The following is a 17,678-nucleotide window of genomic DNA, read 5'->3' as shown; positions in this document are numbered from 1 at the left end:
CTCGCCACCGTCGGATTCCTCATGTCCGTACCCGCTGCAGGTGGGTGCGGATCGATGAACGAGGTGGCCGACGTTCCCCTCCCCGTCTTCACGGGCGCACGGGGACCGCTTACGCTGGCGGCGGTGAACGACCTTGCCGAACCCGCCGACGAAACCCTGATGCTGGCCTATGCCGCCGGCGATGCGTCGGCCTTCGAGCAGCTTTACGCGCGCCATCGCGGCCCGCTGTACCGGTTCCTGCTGCGGCACCTGCGGGATGCCGCGCTGGCCGACGAGTTCTTCCAGGACACCTGGCAGCGGGTGATCGCCGCGCGCGAGGGCTGGAAACCGGAAGCCGCGTTCGGGACCTGGCTGTACCGGATCGCGCACAATCGCCTCAACGACCACTGGCGCGCATCGAAGCACCGGCCCGCCGCACCCCATGATGCGGACGAGCGCACCGCGCGCGTGCCCGACCCGGACACGCCGGAGCGGCAGCTGTCGGAGTTCGAGCAGCGGCGGCGGTTGCAGTTGGCCATGGACGAGTTGCCGCCGGAGCAGCGCGAGGTGCTGCTGCTGCGGCTGGAACAGGAACTGACCCTGGAGGAGATCGGCGAGATCACCGGCGTGGGCCGGGAAACCGTGAAATCGCGGCTGCGGTATGCGATGGACCGGTTGCGGACGAGGTTGAACGAATGAGCATGATCCACGAGCCCCTGACCCCCGAAGAGCACGCGCTGGCGCAGTCGCTGTCGCGGCTGGGACCGCATGGCGGTCCGTCGCCCGAGCTGGATGCGCGCATCCTCGGCGCCGCGCGCGCGGCCGTGCAGGCGGCACCGGCGCGCGGTGGCCAGATCCCGCCGACGCGTCGTCGCTGGCCGCTGGGCATGGGCGTGGCCGCCTCGGTGCTGCTCGCCGCCGGCGTCGCCTGGCAGCTGCGGCCGTCGCACGACATCCCCGTGGCCAGCGAAATGCCGTCCGCCAGCGCGCATGCGGACGCGTCGTTGCAGGAAGCGCCGGCGATGGCAGCCGAGGTCGCCGACCCGGCAGTACCGCAGACGCCCCCGCTGGCGGTCATCGCCGAGGACGTCGCCCCGCCTGCGTCCGCGAAGGTACCGCCGCCTCCGCCCCCCGCACGCATCGCCACCGCACCCGGTCCCGCCCGCAAGAACGCGGAAGCCGCGGCTCGCCAGGACGCCATACCCAAGCGCAGTCCGTTCGCGCTGCTTCCCGCCCCGGCCAGCGCGCCCGCATCGGAAGCGCCGACGCGTGAGGCAGGCGACGCACCGCGTGCGTTTCCCGCCGATGCCGCCAGCGATTCGTACGCGGCTCCCGCCGCGGTTGCGGCCGACGTGCTGGGCGGCGCGATGCGGGAAGAAGAGCAGCTAGAGCGCGCCGCCAGCGCGCAGCAGCAGGAACAGCGCGCCCGCTACGTCGAGGCGCAGCGCGACGACGCGGCGAAGTCCGAGGACAGCCGCACCCTGGACACCATTGCCGTCACCGGCAGCCGCATGAGATCGCGGGAGCGTCAGGCCAGGACACAGGACGCTGCGCCGGCACCCGCACCGGTAGCCGTCGCACCGCCGCCTCCCCCGGCGCCGGCCGCCAGCGCCGGCAGCACCCAGCCCAGCGCGGCGCGCAACGCGCTGCGCCGCACCGAACTGCAGGCGCCGGTGGACCAGGACACGCGGCTTCCACCGGCCGAATGGCTGGACCGCATCCGCTTGCGCCGCGATCTGGGCGACGACGCCAACGCGCTGCGCAGCCTGCAGCTGTTCGTGCAGGAGCATCCGTTCCAGCGCGTCCCGGACGACCTGCGCCCCCTGCTCGGCAACCCGTGAGCGACACCCTCACCGCGCGCGCCTCGCAGCTGCTGGAGGTGAAGCACAGCCGTTTCCTCGCCCAGGCCGCGCCCGTGGTCAGTGCCGATGAGGCCCTTGCCTTCCTGCGCGAGATCGGCGACCCGGCCGCCACCCACAACTGCTGGGCCTACCGGATCGGCAACGACTACCGGTCGAGCGACGATGGCGAGCCTGCGGGCACGGCGGGCCGGCCTATCCTGTCCGCGATCGATGGCCAGGGCTTCGACCGGCTGATGGTGGTGGTGACGCGCTGGTACGGCGGCATCAAGCTGGGCGCCGGCGGCCTGGTGCGGGCTTATGGCAGGGCGGCGGCGGAATGCCTGCGCCTTGCCCCGCGTGAGCCGCTCGTTGCCCTGGCGACGCTTGAACTGAGCTGTCCGTTCGACGACCTGGGCCATGTGCATGCCGCGCTCACCGCCCACCAGGCGACGAAACAGGACGAAGCCTTCGACGAAACGGGTGCGCGTCTGGTCGTGCAGTTGCCCACCGATCGCGTGGACGCCTTGAAATCGCAGCTCCGCGACGCCACCCGTAACCGGGTGCGCGTTGTCGGGCCGGCCTAGCTATCCGGCCTGCGGCAGGTGTTTGTGGAAGGGGCTTCCGGCATCACGGGAGCGTGGCGGCCTGGTCGGGGCTGAAGCCTCTTCCACAACCGCTTCGAGAACCGATTCCGATGAGTACGCCGAGCGAGACCCTGGACGGCACCGCCGCCAAGCCCAAACCCAAGCTGGGCACGCTGCGCGCGCTGTGGCCGTTCGTGCGCCAGCATGGCGGGCTGTTCACCGCGTGGCTGCTGGCGCTGGCGCTGGCTTCGGCAGCGACGCTGAGCCTGCCGGTGGCGTTCCGGCAGATGATCGACAACGGGTTCACCGATGGCGCGAACATCAACCGCGCCTTCCTGTTCCTGTTCGTGGTGGCGGTGGTACTGGCGCTGGCCAGCGCCGCGCGCTTCTACTTCGTGTCGCTGCTGGGCGAGAAGGTCGTCGCCGACCTGCGCGGCCAGCTCTACGGCCACCTGATCGGCCTGGACGCCGAGTTCCACGACCGCAGCCGCAGCGGCGAACTGGTGTCGCGGCTCTCCGCCGACAGCGAACTGCTGCGGACGGTGGTGGCCACCAGCATGTCGGTCGCGCTGCGGAGCAGCGTCACGGTGATCGGCAGCCTGGCGATGCTGTTCGTCACCAGTCCGCGACTGGCCGCGTTCGCGCTGATCGGCATTCCGCTGGCGGTGCTGCCCATCGTGCTGGGTGCGCGCCGGCTGGAAAAGGCGTCGCGCGCCAGCCAGGACCGCGTGGCCGACGCCAACACGCTGGCCAGCGAAACGCTGGGCGCCGTGCGTACCGTGCAGGCGCATGCCCGCGAACCCTATGAACGGGGCCGCTTCGGCGATGCGATCGCCATCGCCGTGGACACTGCGCGTCGCCGCATCCGCGCGCAGGCGTGGGTGACGGCCGCTGCCATCACGCTGATCTTCGGTGCGATCACCCTGGTACTGTGGTCGGGCGCGCACGATGTCATCGACGGCACGATGAGTGCGGGTACGCTGGGGCAGTTCGTGCTGTATGCGCTGATCGGCGGCGGTTCGGTCGGTGCGCTGGCCGAGGTCTGGAACGAACTGCAGCGTGCGGCCGGCGGCATGGGCCGCATCGCCGAACTGCTCAACGAGACCCCGGCGATCCGCGCACCCGCCGCGCCGCGCGCGTTGCCGACGCCGGTGAAAGGCGAGATCCGCTTCGACAACGTCTCGTTCCATTACCCGTCGCGCCCGGACCTGCCCGCCCTTGACGCGTTCGCGCTGACCGTACATCCGGGCGAAACCGTCGCCCTGGTCGGCCCCTCCGGCGCCGGCAAGAGCACGGTGTTCTCGATGCTGCTGCGTTTCCACGACGCGCAATCGGGCAGCGTGCGGGTCGACGGCGTGGACCTGCGCGAACTCGATCCCGCGCAGCTGCGCGAACACATCGCGCTCGTGCCGCAGCAGCCCACCATCTTCGCCGCCAGCGCGGCGGAGAACATCCGCTACGGCAAGCTCGATGCCACCGATGCCGAACTGCAGGCCGCGGCCGAAGCCGCCGAGGCCGACGATTTCATCCGCGAGCTGCCGGAAGGCTTCGACAGCCCGCTCGGCGAACGCGGCGCACGCCTGTCCGGCGGACAGCAGCAGCGCATCGCCATTGCGCGCGCACTGTTGAAGGATGCGCCCATCCTGTTGCTGGACGAAGCCACCAGCGCACTCGATGCGCAGAGCGAGCGCGCCGTGCAGCATGCGCTGGAGCGGCTGATGGACGGGCGCACGACGCTGGTCATCGCCCACCGCCTGGCGACCGTATTGAAGGCGGACCGCATCGTGGTGATGGACCGGGGCCGGATCGTGGCGCAAGGCACGCACGACGAGCTGCTGGCGCAGGACGGCCTGTACGCGGAGCTGGCGCGGCTGCAATTCCTGGATTGATGATGCATCGCGGGCATGGCCCGCGATGCTCTCCGACGGTGCGCGCTTACGCCGCCGCGTCGGCCTGCACCAGCGCCTGCATCGGACGCGGGCGGCTGGGGAACGCATGCCGCACGATCCGCCAGCATACCTGGCCGAACTGCGTGAGCAGCGTGCCGGTGTTGTAGTGCTGGCCGTAACGCGCGCAGATGGCGCGTACTTCCCGGGCCATTTCCGCGTAGCGGTTGGCCGGGACGTCCGGGAAGAAGTGGTGCTCGATCTGGTGGCTCAGGTTGCCCGACAGCACGTTGATCAGGAAGCCGCCGCGCAGGTTGGACGAGCCGCGCAGCTGGCGCAGGTACCAGTGGCCGCGCGACTCGTTCTTGATGCATTCCTTCGGGAAGGTTTCCGCGTTGGCGGTGAAATGCCCGCAGAAGATGATCACGTAGGTCCAGACGTTGCGCAGCCCGTTGGCCACCATGTTGCCCAGCAATACCGGCAGGAAGAACGGACCGGCCAGCGCGGGGTAGATCACGTAGTCCTTGGCCAGCTGCTTGCCCATCTTGCGCACGACCGGCGCGGACTTGTGGCGCAGCTGCCTGCCCGACATCTTGCCGCTCCACCAGCGGCCCAGCTTCAGGTCCTGGATGGCGATGCCCCACTGGAACAGCAGCGCGAACACCACCGCGATCGCCGGCTGCAGCAGGTAGAAAGGACGCCACTTCTGCTCGGGGAAGATGCGCAGCAGGCCGTAGCCGATGTCGTCGTCCAGCCCGCGCACGTTGGTGTAGGTGTGGTGGCGGAAATTGTGCGTATGCCGCCAGTTGTCGGCGGTGCCGACGATGTCCCAGTCGTAGGTCTTGCCGTTGAGCTGCGGGTCGCCCAGCCAGTCGTACTGGCCATGGATGACGTTGTGCCCCAGCTCCATGTTCTCCAGGATCTTGCCCAGGCCCAGCGACAGCGCGCCCAGCGCCCACAGCACCCAGAACAGCCAGCCCACCGCGCTGTCGGCCAGCCACAGGCCACCGGCCACGGCCGCCGCGAACAGCAGCACGCGGCCGCCCAGATTGGCGTAGCGCACCGCCTTGACCACGTTGCGGATGTAGCGGGCATCACGCTGGCCCAGGGTCGCCACAGTGCGGGCGCGCAGCGCATCGAGTTCCTGGCCGAAGCGGTCCAGTTCGTCGGCGCTGAGTTTGCGGTTGCGGGAAACGGAAGGGGTGGCCATTACAGATCCAGATCGAGGTCGGTGGCGGCGCTGTGGATGCACAGCTTCAAGGCCTGGGAGGGTTCGTGCATCAGCTCGCCACTGGGCAGGTGGCGCGTGCTGCCGGCGGATTTGCCGCAGGCGCAGGTGTTGCAGATGCCCATGCGGCAGCCCGACGGCGGTTTCAGTCCCTGCTGCTCCAGGGCCACGAGCAGGGACTCGCCGCGCGCTACCCGCAGTGTGCGTCCGCTGCGTTGCAGGCGGATGTCGACCTCGCCTTCGTCCACGACCGTCACCGGCGGCGCGGTGAAGGCTTCGGCCTGGAACGTGGCCGCGCGCGAGGCCAGCAGGTTACGCGCGGCTTCGACGAATCCGCCGGCGCCGCAGGCCATCGCCTGCTGCGTGGCAAGGTCGCCAGCGTGCACGCCGAGCAGGGCGTCATCGATGCGGCCTTCGGCTTCATCGCTGGACGCGGCGGTATCCCGGGTCAGCAGCAGCCGGAAGCGGAAGCGCGGGTGGGCGGCGGCCAGCGTGCGCAATTCATCGAGGAAGCAGGCTTCCTCGCGCCGGCGCACCCAGTACAGCAGCGTCAGGTCTACCGGCATGCCTTGCGTGGCCAGTTCGCGCACCAGCGCCATCAGCGGGGTGATGCCGCTGCCGGCGGCCAGCAGCAGGAAGGCGCCCTGGGGCGACGCCGGTAGCGTCAGCTCGCCGAAGGCCGGGCCCAGGTCGACGATGTCGCCGAGACGGGCGTCCCGGCACAGATGCCGGCTGACCTTGCCGCCCTCGATCGCCTTGACCGTGACGGGCAGCAGCCCGTCCGCACGCGGCGGCGCGGTCAGGCTGTAGCTGCGGGTCAGGCGCACGCCGTCGATCTCGATGCCCAGGTTCACGTGCTGGCCGGCGCGATGGCCGGCCCAGTGGCGATTGGGCTTGAACAGCAGGGTCACGGCATCCGCAGAGGCGGCCTCGCGCGCGACCAGCCGCGCCAGCGGGCGCTCCCAGGTCCAGGTGCGGTGGAAACGGGTGGCCCAGAAATCGAAGACATCCGGCTTCACCAACGGCCGGAGCAGGCGTTTCAGGGGACCGGGCCGGCGTGGGGACGGACGGATCTGAGCGTTCATGGCCTCACTATACCCCTGTGAAGACGCATGTGTATACACTTGTATATTAATTTACAGGGCTATGATGCCCCGACTACTCCGTATGCCCGGCGCCCTCGCGTGATCCCGAACCCGCAACCGCAGCTCCAGGACGACCACGGCCCCGGCCGCAAGGCGTCCATTTCGCGCGAAGACCTGATGGCGGCCGCCCTGAAACTGGTCGGCCCGCACCGCAGCGTCTCCTCCCTGAGCCTGCGCGAGGTCGCCCGCGAGGCCGGCATCGCCCCCAACAGCTTCTACCGCCAGTTCCGGGACATGGACGAACTGGCGGTGGCGCTGATCGACCTGGCCGGCCGCTCGCTGCGCAAGATCATCGGCGAGGCGCGGCACCGCGCCACCAGCAGCGACCGCAGCGTGGTGCGCGGCTCGGTGGAAGCCTTCATCGAGCAGCTGCGCGCCGACGACAAGCTGCTGCACGTGCTGCTGCGCGAGGGCAACGTGGGCTCGGATGCGTTCAAGCATGCGGTGGAACGGGAACTGCAGTTCTTCGAAGAGGAACTGTGCATGGACCTGGTGCGGCTGGCGACGCGCGACAATGCGCCCCTGCACGAACCCGCCCTGGTGTCCAAGGCGATTACCCGCCTGGTGTTCGCGATGGGCGCCACCGCGATGGACCTGCCGCCGGAGAAAGATCCGGAGCTGATCGAACAGCTGTCGGAAATGGTCCGCCTGATCATCACCGGCTCGCGCGCCCTCGCCTCGCGCGGCGGCGGACGCTGAGCGGCGATCCCGTCACGGCCCGATGCGGACCGGCGTGCCCACCGGCACGCGCTGCCAGACCGCCTCCATCTCCGCATTGGTCACCGCAATGCAGCCTTCGGTCCAGTCCGTCCGCGAACCGGGCGGCGTCGCCCCATGGATCATGATGTCGCCGCCGGGATCGACACCCCGCGCCGCGGCCTGCCGGCGGTCGGCCTCGTTCGGATATGAGATGCGCAGCGACAGGTGGAAGCGGCTGCGGTCGTTGCGGTAGGTGATGCGGTAATCGCCTTCCGGCGTGCGCCGGTCGCCCTGCTGCCGCTTGTGTCCGACCGGCGCGCCGCCCAGCACGACGCGGTAGGTCGCGATGACCCGGCCCTCGCGCAGCAGGTCCATGCGCCGCTGTGCCTTGTAGACGTGGATCGCATCGGCCTGCTGCACGGCCGGCAACAGCGGTGGCGGCCATGGATCCCGCTCACGCGCTTGCGAGGACAGGCCGAAGGCCGCGAGCAACAGGAGCGGCCACCGCCACGGCTTCACGCGGGCAGCGCCCGTGCCAGCAGCGGACGGAGGTCCGCGTCGTCGGGCAGCGTGCCGAATGCCAGCCCATGCGCGCCGCCGAGTCGGCTTCGCACGAACAGCGCGGCGGCCGGGCTGCCGGCCCGCAGCAGCACCGCCGCCTGCAGGGCCAGAGCCAGTCGCTCCACGATCAGGCGGGCGCCTGCCTCGCTGGCCGACGACAGGTCGCCGCGCAGGCGATCGACGAACACGTCGTAGACCGTATCCCTGCCCATGGCCGACGCAAGCTCGCTGACGATCGCTTCTCGCGCGCCGGCCTCGCGCGACAACGCCCGCAGTACGTCGAGACACTGGATGTTGCCGCTGCCTTCCCAGATGGAATTGAGCGGTGCCTGCCGGTAGAGGCGCGGCAGGATCGATTCCTCCACATAGCCCGCACCGCCCAGGCACTCTTGCGCTTCGTTGACGAATGCCGGCGCGCGCTTGCAGATCCAGTACTTGCCCACCGCCGTGGCGACGCGCGCGAACATCGCTTCGTGAGGATCGCGGGCGGCCGTGTCGACCGCGTGTGCCACGCGCAAAGCGAAGGCGGTCGCCGCTTCGGACTCCAGCGCCAGGTCGGCCAGCACGTTGCGCATCAGCGGATGGTCGGCGAGCCGCTTGCCGAACGCGACGCGATGGCGCGCATGGTGCAGCGCCTGCGCCAGGGCCATGCGCATCTCGGCGGCGGAGCCCAGCATGCAATCCAGCCGCGTCAGCATCACCATCTCGATGATGGTCGCCACGCCTCGCCCTTCCTCGCCCACGCGCCAGGCGCGCGCACCGGTGAACTCGACCTCACTGGACGCGTTGGCCCAATCGCCCAGCTTGTCCTTGAGCCGCATCAATCGGAATGCATTCTTCCCGCCGTCGTCCAGGCGGCGCGGCATCAGGAAACAGGTCAGCCCGCCGGGCGCCTGCGCCAGCACCAGGAAGCCGTCGCTCATCGGTGCGGAGAAGAACCACTTGTGGCCGAGCAGGGCGTAGGTGCCGTCGTCGGCCGGCGTGGCCGTGGTGGCGTTCGTCCGCACGTCGGAGCCGCCCTGCTTCTCGGTCATGCCCATGCCCAGCGTGATGCCGGCCTTTTCGGCGATGGGCACGTCACGCGGGTCGTAGTGCGGTGCGGCCGCCTTTGCCGCCCATTCGCGCAGGCCCGGCTCGCGCTGCAGGACCGGTACCGCCGCATGCGTCATCGTCAGCGGACAGCTGGTGCCGGCTTCGGCCTGGTGATGCAGATAACTCAGTGCTGCGCGCGCGACATGCGCGCCGGACGCCGGCTCATGCCACGACAGGCCGGCGACGCCCTGCGTCTTCGCCACCTCCAGCAGGCGGTGATAGGCGGGATGGAACTCGACCGTGTCGATGCGCTGGCCGGCGCGGTCATGCGTACGCAGGCGCGGGCGGTCGCGGTTGGCGTCGAAGCCGAGCCGATACAGTTCATCGCCCGCCCATGCGCCGTAGCCGGCGAGTCGTTCGGCAAACGCGTCGGCCCTCTCACGGGCCACGGCCTCGCGCAGCGCCACATCGTCCGCCCACAGGTCGCGCGGCTCGAACGGCGGCGGCTGGTTGTCCACGCGATGCGTGTCGAACGGAGGAAGATCGTGCATCGTCGGCTCCCGCTGCATGCCGCGATTCTCTTACGAATCGGGACGGAGATCGTTAAGCGCGGAGCGCAACCGCAGAGGACATGGATCAGGGCGACTGGCTGCAGATCAACACGGCCTTTGGTCCAGGTTGATCCGCGTTGATCCGTGTCCAATGCGCTCCTGGTACTGCAATCGCGACTTACGTCGCTCCCACACCGAAAATCGGAGGTCGCAGGGTGTGCGTGGAATCATTTTTTTGACACGGATCAAAGCGGATACCTATCGGATAGATAAGGCTTTTCATCCGTATCGATCCATGTTGATCCGTGTCCAATGCGTTCAGGGTGTGCGGTCGCGACTGACGTCGCTCCTACAGGGAAGGGCGGAGGTCGGTGAGTGCGCGGAGGAAATCGGCTTTCAGCTTGAGCGTGCCGAAGAAGCCGTGCTGGGTGCCGCTCAGTACGCGCAGCATGTGGCCGCGCCCGCCCGGCAGGCGGCCCGCCGGCAGGAAGGCGATGTCCCGGGCATGGGCGATCCAGTCCTGGTCGGACTGGAAGATCGGCGTCAGCCAGCGGCTCCAGAACTGGTACACGCCGACATGCGCCTGGCGCTCGCGCTGATAGGCATGCAGTGCGGCCGGGATGGTCTGTTCGCTGCGCAACGCATCGCGCAGCGCCTGGGCATCCATCAGCGCCATGTTGACGCCCTGCCCCAGTTGCGGACTCATGCCGTGGGCGGCGTCGCCCAGCACGACCAGCCGGTCGCGGTGCCACTGCCGCAGGGTGACGTCGCGATAGCTCGCGCGCGCCAACTCGTCGGGATCCACCATGTCGGCCAGGCAGGCATCCGCGTCGGGCCACAGGCCGGCGATCTCGTCGCGCCATGCCGGCAGTCCACGCAGCCGCCAAGCATCGAAGTCCGCGATGGGCAGGCTCCAGAAAAAGCTGAGCCGCGGCGTGTCGTCGCCGGGCCGCGTGCCCACCGGCAGCAGGCCGATCATCTTGCGTGCCGCCACGTAGCGCTGCCGCAGTTCGTCGCCCCAGGCCCAGTCGCCCTGCGGCACCAGCCGCCACAGCGCTCCCCAGGGATAGACGGCCTCGCGCCTCACTGCGCCGGTGAAGGCGCGCAATTTCGAGCCCGACCCGTCCGCCGCGATGACCAGGTCGAACGGACCGTGCCAGCGCCCATGCTGGTCGCGGATGCGGCGGGTGTCCTCGCTCACCTCCTCGATCGCGTGGCCACGATGCACCTCCCCATGTTCGGCCCAGGCGGACGCCAGCAGCGCGAACAGCGCGCCACGCTGCATGCCGACCCCGAACAGGCGCGCATCCAGCCCCGCGTAGCGCATATCCATCACCGCGCGTCCGCACGGCGTTTCGCCATACAGCCGGTTGACGCGCCTGCCGTGCGCCATCACCTCGGGCAGCAGCCCCAGTTCCCACAGCACCTGCAGCCCGGTCGGCTGCAGCAGGAAGCCCGCGCCCACCGGCCCGAGCTCCGGTGCGCGCTCGAACACCTCGACCCGGTGGCCATCGCGCGCCAGCAACAGCGCCGCCGCCTGGCCGGCCGTGCCGTAGCCGATGATCGCGATGTGCTGGGCTTGCATGGCGCGCGTGCGTCCTTCGTCGTGCGGTAAACCGGTGTAGCGGAAACGACAGGCGTTAAAAAACCCCGCCGGAGCGGGGTTCAAGAAAATCGTCTTGGATCAGGCTGCCGGCGTGATATTGGACGCCTGTGCACCCTTCGGGCCCTGGGTCAGCTCGTAACTGACGCGCTGGCCTTCCTGCAGGCTGCGGAAGCCCTTGCTGTTGATGGCGGTGTGGTGCGCAAAGACATCGGCGCTGCCATCTTCTGGCGCGATGAATCCGAAGCCCTTGGCATCGTTGAACCATTTCACGGTACCGTACGGCATAGCGCTTGTATTTCCTTTTCTGGATGCGGGTGGAATGTGTGGCGTGACGTCACACCCGGCGAGTATGCAAAGCTCCGCGCGCGTTGACAATCACCCGCGTGCCAGCGCGGCCACCAGGGCGGGGATGCCGGCCGAGGCCGCAGCCACGTTCGCCAGCACTTCGTCCATGGTGATCTCCTCGTCAGTGCCGCAGCCGGCGGCCCAGTTCGCGACGATGGCCAGGCACGCGTATTGCAGGCCCATTTCCCGCGCCAGGCCGGCTTCGGGCATGCCCGTCATGCCGACCAGATCGCAGCCATCGCGGCGCATCCGGCGGATCTCCGCGCGCGTCTCCAGGCGTGGCCCCTGGGTGGCCCCGTAGCAGCCGCCATCGACCACCTCGACACCGGCCTCACGGGCGGCTGCGAGGATCTGCTGACGAAGTAAATGCGTGTACGGATCGCCGAAGTCCACATGCAGCACCTCGCTGCCGGGCTCTTCGCAGATCGTCGAGATGCGGCCCCAGGTGTAGTCGATCAGTTGGTCCGGGCAGGCCAGCACGCGCGGTCCGCAGGCATCGGTGATGCCGCCGACGGTATTGAGCGCCAGCACGCGGGTCGCGCCCAGCTCCTTGAGTGCCTGCAGGTTGGCGCGGTAGTTGACCTGGTGCGGCGGCACCGAATGTCCCTCGCCATGGCGTGCCAGGAAGGCCACGCGCTGGCCCGACAGCGTGCCGATGCGGACGGGCCCCGACGGTGCGCCGAAGCGGGTATGCAGTTCCCGCGTCTCCACGTCCTGCAGGTCGGCCAGCGTGTAGACGCCGGTGCCGCCGATGATGGCGAGCGCGATGTCGGCCATGCTCATTCCTTCAACGCGTAGATGCCCGGCAGGTTGCGGCCCTGCTCGTGGTAGTCCATGCCGAAGCCGAACACGTAGCGGTCCGCCACTTCCAGGCCCACGTAGTCGGCGCAGATGCCTGCCACGCAGCGGTCGTGCTGCTTGGTGGTCAGCGCGGCGATGCGCACGTCGGTGGCGCCCTGTTCCATGCACCACTGCTTGACCGCCAGCAGGGTGTGGCCTTCGTCGAGGATGTCGTCGACCAGCAGCACGCGGCGGCCGTACAGCGCCGTCGCAGGACGGTGCTTCCATACCAGTTCGCCGCCGGTGGTCTCGCCGCGGTAGCGGGTGGCGTGCAGGTAGTCGAATTCCAGGTCCAGCCCCAGCGCACCGAGTTCCAGCGCCAGTTGGCCGGCGAACGGCAGCGCGCCATGCATGATGGTCAGGTAGACCGGTACTTCGCCGGCGTAGTCGCGCGCGATGGGCGTGGCCATCTGCGTGATGGCGCGATCGATCGTGGCGCGGTCGACCAGCAGGTCGGCGTTGGCCAGCGCATCGGCCAGCTTCGGTCGCGGATTGCCCAGCGATTCCATCAGACCCCTCCCTTGATGTTGTCGATCACGCGCGCCTGCGCGTCCCCATAGCGCGCGTCGGCGATCAGTCCATCCCATCCCAGCGCGCCGCGTCCCAGCACGCCGAGCACAGCGGCGGTGTTCAAGGCACGGCCTTCCACGGCCTTCAGCGATTCGTCCACCAGCTTCGGCGAGCACACCAGCACCACGTCGCAGCCGGCATCCAGGTGATCGTGGATGCGCTGCTTGACGCCGCCGGCGGAGAACGCCGCGGCCATGCCGATGTCGTCCGAGAACACCACGCCACGGAAACCCATCTCCTCGCGCAGGACCTGCTGGATCCAGAATGGCGAGTAGCCCGCCGGCTCCGGTGCGACGGCCGGATACTTCACGTGGCCCATCATCACCGCGTCGGCCTTGGCCTCGATGCCGGCGACGAACGGGACCAGGTCCTCGGCCCGCAGCACGTCCAGCGGACGCGGGTCGACGGCATCGTCGAAGTGCGTGTCTTCCAGCACGGTGCCGTGGCCGGGGAAATGCTTCAGCGTGGCGGCCATGCCTGCGGCGTGCATCCCGCGCACGTAGGCGCGGGTGAATTCGGCGACGATCTGCGGATCGGCATCGAACGCGCGGTTGCCGATGGCGCGGTTGCCGCGTGCCAGGTCGACGACCGGTGCGAAGCTCAGGTCGACGCCGCTGGCGAGGATCTCGCTGGCCATCAGCCAGGCGTGTTCCTCGGCGCGCTGCAGCGCGGCCTGCGGATCCTGCGCGTAGCGCTTGCCGAAGACCTCCAGCGCGGGCAGGTCGCTGTAGCCCTCGCGGAAACGCTGCACGCGGCCGCCCTCCTGGTCCACGCAGACCAGTTGCGGGCGCGGGGCCGCGGCACGGATGGCCTGCGACAGTTCCGCCACCTGCGCGCGCGAGGCGAAGTTGCGGGTGAACAGGATGACGCCGGCGACGGCGTCGTGCTGCAGCCAGTTGCGCTCCTGCGCGGTGAGTTCGGTGCCGGCGATGCCGATGACAAGCATTGCGTTGGAAGCCTCATGGGCGGCGCCCGGGGGCGCGGGGCCTGCATTGTCGCAGAAGCCCGCGCGGCCGTCAGACAGCGACGTTCACGCAGCCGGCGCACCGCCTCAGAGCGATGCCAGCGTGCCGCGCACGTGGCGGGCGTGCGCCGATAGCGCGTCGCGCGTGGCCGTGTCCATGCGTGCGAGCTGGCGGTAGGGCATCGCCAGGCGCGGATTGCGCCCCAGCGTGTCGCGGTTGCGGTCCAGGAAGTTCCAGTACAGCGCGTTGAACGGACAGGCGCGTGCACCGGTGCGCTGCCGACGGTCATACGGACAGCCGCGGCAGTAATCGCTCATCCGGTCCAGATAGGCACTGCCGCTCACGTACGGCTTGCTGGCCAGCAGGCCGCCGTCGCCGAACTGGCTCATGCCCAGCGTGTTGGGCAGTTCCACCCACTCGAACGCATCGATGTAGACGCCCAGGTACCAGCGATGCAGCGCCTGCGGATCCAGACCCGCAAGCAGCGAGAAATTCCCGATCACCATCAGCCGCTGGATGTGGTGCGCATGCGCCTGCGACAGCGACTGGCCCACGGCCTCCGCCAGGCAGCGCATGCGCACGCGCCCTGTCCAGAACCAGTCAGGTAGCGGCGTGGCGTGGCCGAAGTGATTCAGTTCCCCATAGCCCGGCATCTTCGACCAGTACACGCCGCGCACGTACTCGCGCCATCCCAGGATCTGGCGGATGAAGCCTTCGACCGCCTCCAGCGGTGCCCTGCCCTCGCGCCAGGCCGTCTCGGCGCGCGCGATCACCTCCGCCGGCCGCAGCATCTTGGTGTTCAGTGCGAACGACAGCAGCGAGTGGAACAGGCGTGGCGCGCGCGTGCTCATCGCGTCCTGGAACTGCCCGAACCACGGCAGCGCGTGCGCGACGAACGCCTCCAGGTCCGCCAGCGCTTCGTCGCGGTCCAGCGGCCAGCGCAGGGCTCCGGCCTGCGGATCGCCGAAGCTGCCGACGCCGGCCGCTTCGATGGTCGTCCACAGTGCGCGATGGTCGTGCGCCCTGCGCCAGTCCACCGGCTCGGGCGGCGTGCCGGACCAGGCCGCCCGGTTGTCGCGGTCGAAGTTCCAGCGCCCGCCCGCCGGCGTGCCGTCGGGCTCGAGCAGCACGCCGTGCTTCTGTCGCATCGCGCGATAGAAGGTCTCCATGCGCCACTGCTTGCGCGCACCGAACAATCGACCGGCCTCCTCGCGGGCCGCGAGGAAATGCACGTCGGCGGCGCGTTCGACCGCGATATCGAGGGACGCCGTCCACTGCAGGAGCTGCGCATCCAGCCGCCACTCGTCGGCCGGCTGGTAGGCGAACGTGCCGGCACCGTACTGCGCCAGCAGCGCCTGCAGATTGGCGGTCAGCCGCTGGCGGTTGCCGGGATCATCGATGGCCAGGTAATGCACGCGATGGCCGGCGGAGCGCAGGCGTGCCGCGAACGCGCGCATGGCCGCGAAGATCGCCAGGATCTTCTGCGCATGGTGCAGCACGTAGTCGGTTTCCTGCCGGATCTCCATCAGTACGTGGATCACGCCGGGATCGACGCGCGCGAACCAGGGATGCTGCGGGTCCAGCTGATCGCCCAGCACCAGGCGCAACGTGCGGGCCGGAGCCGATGTCCGCGCGGGCGACGTCATTGGCGCGCCCTGCGCTGCCGCCTGCAGCGCTCGGAGCAGTAGGCAACCTCATCCCAGACATCGCGCCATTTGCGCCGCCAGGTGAACGGGCGGCCACAGGTGCGACAGGGCTTGCTGGGGAGGTCGGACTTGCGGCGCATGGATCGGGATGGCAGTTACGTAGCGGCTCCTACGCGCGCGTGCCACCGCCGGATGCGCCTACTGCGGACTCAATCCCGCGGCCAGTTTCGATAGGGGCGGCTGGCGAGCGCCAGGTTGTAGTAACGCAGATCGTCGGTGACTTCGCCCGCCAGCCAGTCGGGCCGCTCGAAGGCTTCGTCAGCGTGATCGAGCTCGATCTCCGCCACCACCAATCCTGCGTTGTCGCCGAGAAACTCATCCACTTCCCACAGGTGCCCGGCATGGCGCACCAGATGGCGACGCTTGTCGACCAGCCCCCCCACGCACAGCGCCAGCAGCGCGCGCGCATCGTCCACCGGAATGGGGTAGTCGAACTCCTGCCGGGTGTGCCCGAGTTCGCGCGATTTCAGGTTCAGGTAGGCCTCCTCGCCCTGGATGCGCACGCGCACCGATGCCTTCTGCTCGCCGCGATCCATCGCACCCATGTCGTTGATGTAGCCCTGCGCCATCGGCACCACCGCGTGCGCGGCGGCGCGCCAGCCCTCGCCGGTCACCAGGAATTTCCGTTCGATCTCTAGAGCCATGGGATTCGTGATTCGTGATTAGTGATAGGTGATTGACGCGAACTGGATGACAACTTCACCACCCGGAGCAGTACAAAGTCCGCTCTTGCGAATCACGAATCACAGCCGTTCAAACAAGGCGATGGACTCGACGTGTGCGGTATGCGGGAACATATCCATCACCCCTGCAGAAACAAGCGAATATCCCTGCTCGTTGACCAGATAACCCGCGTCGCGCGCCAGCGAACCAGGATGGCAGCTGACGTAGACGATACGGTCGAACTGTTTCAGTGGCAGTTGCTGCAGCACCTCGATGGCGCCGGAACGTGGCGGGTCCAGCAGCAGCTTGTTGAAGCCTGTCCCGAGCCCTGTCGAGGGGCCCTGCCGCATCCACGCCGTGCCGCGCTGGTCCTGGGTCAGGTCGGCGGCATGGAACTGCGCGTTCGGCAGGGCGTTGCGCTGCGCGTTGTCGCGCGCACGCGCCACCAGCCCGGCATCGCCTTCCACACCGACCACTTCGCCCACCAGGCGCGCCATCGGCAGGGTGAAGTTGCCGAGGCCGCAGAACAGGTCCAGCACGCGGTCCTGCGGCTGCGGATCGAGCAGTTCGAAGGTGCGCGCGATCATCTTCTCGTTGAGCGCGGCATTGACCTGGATGAAATCCAGCGGACGGAAGGCCAGCGACACGTCCCACGGTGCCAGCGCGAATGCCAGCTGCGGGGCCTCGGGCCAGAGCGGATGCACGCTTTCCAGCCCGCCCGGCTGCAGAAAGAGTGCGAAGCCGCTGGCCTGGGCAAACGCGACGAGCCTGGCGCGGTCGTCGTCGCCCAGCGGCTGCAGGTGGCGGAACACCAGAGCGATACCGCTGAAGTCGGCACGCGCGTCACCGGCGATGAACTCGATCTGCGGGATGTGTTCGCGTGCGTCCAGGCTGTCGACCAGCGCGGCGAGATCGGCCACCCGGCTACCGATCTGCGGGATGACGGTATGGCATTCGGACAGGTCGGCCACGAAGCGTGGATCCTGTTCGCGGAAACCGACCAGGGTCTTGTCCTTCTTGTTGACCCGGCGCACCGAGAATCGGCCCTTGCGGCGATATCCCCATGCGGCGCCCGTCAGCGGCGGCAGCACGGTCTTCGGCGTCACATGGCCGATGCGCTCCAGGTTGTCCAGCAGCACGCGCTGCTTGGCTTCGATCTGCCGCGTTTCGTCCAGATGCTGCAGCACGCAGCCGCCGCAGGTGCCGAAATGCGGGCAGCGCGGCGTGACGCGGTCGGGCGACGCTTCCAGCACATCGAGCGTCCTGGCCTCATCGAAATGGCGGTTCTTCGCCGTCTGTTCGGCCATCACCCGCTCACCGGGCAAGGCACCCGACACGAACACGGCCTTGCCGTCGCGACGGGCCACGCCGCGTCCGTCGTGGGTCAGGTCGGTGATGCGGGCTTCAAAGGGGGTCTTGTCGATGCGGGGGGGGCGGTTGCGTGCCACGTGGCGTCAGGCTGCAGGCATTTGGCGGG

The 17,678-nt window shown here is 69.1% G+C and carries 18 protein-coding genes; 5 read left to right on the top strand and 13 right to left on the bottom strand.

Features of this window, described 5'->3' with window-relative positions; translation table 11 throughout:
* Positions 1 to 123 precede the first annotated feature (123 nt).
* The 4 genes from ASD77_RS12700 to ASD77_RS12685 all read left to right on the top strand — a co-directional run bounded on the left by ASD77_RS12700 (position 124) and on the right by ASD77_RS12685 (position 4,293).
* On the top strand, positions 124 to 678 hold the full coding sequence (locus ASD77_RS12700; protein ID WP_055943423.1) for an RNA polymerase sigma factor: 555 nt from the start codon (positions 124 to 126) through the stop codon (positions 676 to 678).
* A 2-nt stretch (positions 679 to 680) separates the two neighbouring features.
* Positions 681 to 1,820 carry a hypothetical protein gene (locus tag ASD77_RS18510; RefSeq protein WP_055942219.1) on the top strand — a complete coding sequence of 380 codons (1,140 nt, stop codon included), beginning with the start codon at positions 681 to 683 and terminating at the stop codon, positions 1,818 to 1,820.
* Positions 1,817 to 2,404 (top strand): YigZ family protein, encoded by a 588-nt coding sequence (locus ASD77_RS12690; protein WP_055942216.1) that lies wholly within the window; start codon positions 1,817 to 1,819, stop codon positions 2,402 to 2,404. Before ASD77_RS18510 ends, ASD77_RS12690 begins: the two co-directional genes overlap by 4 nt.
* Before the next feature lie 110 nt (positions 2,405 to 2,514).
* Positions 2,515 to 4,293: an ABC transporter transmembrane domain-containing protein gene (locus tag ASD77_RS12685; protein ID WP_055942213.1), complete on the top strand. Its 1,779-nt coding sequence runs from the start codon at positions 2,515 to 2,517 to the stop codon at positions 4,291 to 4,293.
* A 46-nt stretch (positions 4,294 to 4,339) separates the two neighbouring features.
* On the opposite strand, the gene ASD77_RS12680 is transcribed toward ASD77_RS12685, so the two are convergent.
* Complete coding sequence (locus ASD77_RS12680; RefSeq protein WP_055942211.1) at positions 4,340 to 5,500, bottom strand: acyl-CoA desaturase; 1,161 nt, start codon at positions 5,498 to 5,500, stop codon at positions 4,340 to 4,342.
* Positions 5,500 to 6,603 carry a ferredoxin reductase gene (locus tag ASD77_RS12675; protein WP_055942206.1) on the bottom strand — a complete coding sequence of 368 codons (1,104 nt, stop codon included), beginning with the start codon at positions 6,601 to 6,603 and terminating at the stop codon, positions 5,500 to 5,502. The genes ASD77_RS12680 and ASD77_RS12675 overlap by 1 nt, the downstream gene beginning before the upstream one ends.
* Before the next feature lie 102 nt (positions 6,604 to 6,705).
* On the opposite strand from ASD77_RS12675, the gene fabR reads away from it, so the two are divergent.
* The gene (fabR, locus tag ASD77_RS12670) at positions 6,706 to 7,362 is read left to right on the top strand and encodes an HTH-type transcriptional repressor FabR (RefSeq protein ID WP_055943419.1); all 657 of its coding nucleotides are present in this window, start codon (positions 6,706 to 6,708) and stop codon (positions 7,360 to 7,362) included.
* A 12-nt stretch (positions 7,363 to 7,374) separates the two neighbouring features.
* Here the strand turns inward: fabR and ASD77_RS12665 are convergent, their stop codons facing one another.
* The 11 genes from ASD77_RS12665 to rlmD all read right to left on the bottom strand — a co-directional run bounded on the left by ASD77_RS12665 (position 7,375) and on the right by rlmD (position 17,649).
* Positions 7,375 to 7,881 (bottom strand): L,D-transpeptidase family protein, encoded by a 507-nt coding sequence (locus ASD77_RS12665; RefSeq protein WP_055942203.1) that lies wholly within the window; start codon positions 7,879 to 7,881, stop codon positions 7,375 to 7,377.
* Positions 7,878 to 9,506, bottom strand: a complete 1,629-nt coding sequence (locus ASD77_RS12660) for an acyl-CoA dehydrogenase family protein (protein WP_055943415.1) — start codon at positions 9,504 to 9,506, stop codon at positions 7,878 to 7,880. Before ASD77_RS12660 ends, ASD77_RS12665 begins: the two co-directional genes overlap by 4 nt.
* A gap of 349 nt (positions 9,507 to 9,855) precedes the next feature.
* Complete coding sequence (locus ASD77_RS12655; RefSeq protein WP_055942199.1) at positions 9,856 to 11,091, bottom strand: NAD(P)/FAD-dependent oxidoreductase; 1,236 nt, start codon at positions 11,089 to 11,091, stop codon at positions 9,856 to 9,858.
* A gap of 99 nt (positions 11,092 to 11,190) precedes the next feature.
* Entirely contained in the window at positions 11,191 to 11,397 is a 207-nt protein-coding gene (locus ASD77_RS12650) for a cold-shock protein (protein ID WP_055942196.1), read from the bottom strand.
* Between the two features lie 90 nt (positions 11,398 to 11,487).
* The gene (locus tag ASD77_RS12645) at positions 11,488 to 12,240 is read right to left on the bottom strand and encodes an S-methyl-5'-thioinosine phosphorylase (protein WP_200947396.1); all 753 of its coding nucleotides are present in this window, start codon (positions 12,238 to 12,240) and stop codon (positions 11,488 to 11,490) included.
* Positions 12,237 to 12,806, bottom strand: coding sequence for a hypoxanthine-guanine phosphoribosyltransferase (locus ASD77_RS12640; RefSeq protein ID WP_055942189.1), 570 nt, complete (start codon positions 12,804 to 12,806; stop codon positions 12,237 to 12,239). Before ASD77_RS12640 ends, ASD77_RS12645 begins: the two co-directional genes overlap by 4 nt.
* Positions 12,806 to 13,813 (bottom strand): beta-N-acetylhexosaminidase, encoded by a 1,008-nt coding sequence (gene nagZ / locus ASD77_RS12635; RefSeq protein ID WP_055942187.1) that lies wholly within the window; start codon positions 13,811 to 13,813, stop codon positions 12,806 to 12,808. Before nagZ ends, ASD77_RS12640 begins: the two co-directional genes overlap by 1 nt.
* Positions 13,814 to 13,918: 105 nt before the next feature.
* Positions 13,919 to 15,478, bottom strand: a complete 1,560-nt coding sequence (locus ASD77_RS12630; RefSeq protein ID WP_082563284.1) for a cryptochrome/photolyase family protein — start codon at positions 15,476 to 15,478, stop codon at positions 13,919 to 13,921.
* Positions 15,475 to 15,618: a DUF2256 domain-containing protein gene (locus ASD77_RS17800; protein ID WP_082563283.1), complete on the bottom strand. Its 144-nt coding sequence runs from the start codon at positions 15,616 to 15,618 to the stop codon at positions 15,475 to 15,477. Before ASD77_RS17800 ends, ASD77_RS12630 begins: the two co-directional genes overlap by 4 nt.
* Before the next feature lie 69 nt (positions 15,619 to 15,687).
* A complete protein-coding gene (locus tag ASD77_RS12625) occupies positions 15,688 to 16,182 on the bottom strand; it encodes a CYTH domain-containing protein (RefSeq protein ID WP_055942184.1) in 495 nt (164 codons plus the stop codon).
* 99 nt (positions 16,183 to 16,281) lie between these two features.
* On the bottom strand, positions 16,282 to 17,649 hold the full coding sequence (rlmD, locus tag ASD77_RS12620; RefSeq protein ID WP_055942181.1) for a 23S rRNA (uracil(1939)-C(5))-methyltransferase RlmD: 1,368 nt from the start codon (positions 17,647 to 17,649) through the stop codon (positions 16,282 to 16,284).
* Positions 17,650 to 17,678 lie beyond the last annotated feature (29 nt).

The sequence above is a fragment of the Pseudoxanthomonas sp. Root65 genome, from assembly GCF_001427635.1.
Classification (GTDB): domain Bacteria; phylum Pseudomonadota; class Gammaproteobacteria; order Xanthomonadales; family Xanthomonadaceae; genus Pseudoxanthomonas_A.
This window is presented reverse-complemented; position numbering and strand designations above follow the sequence as displayed.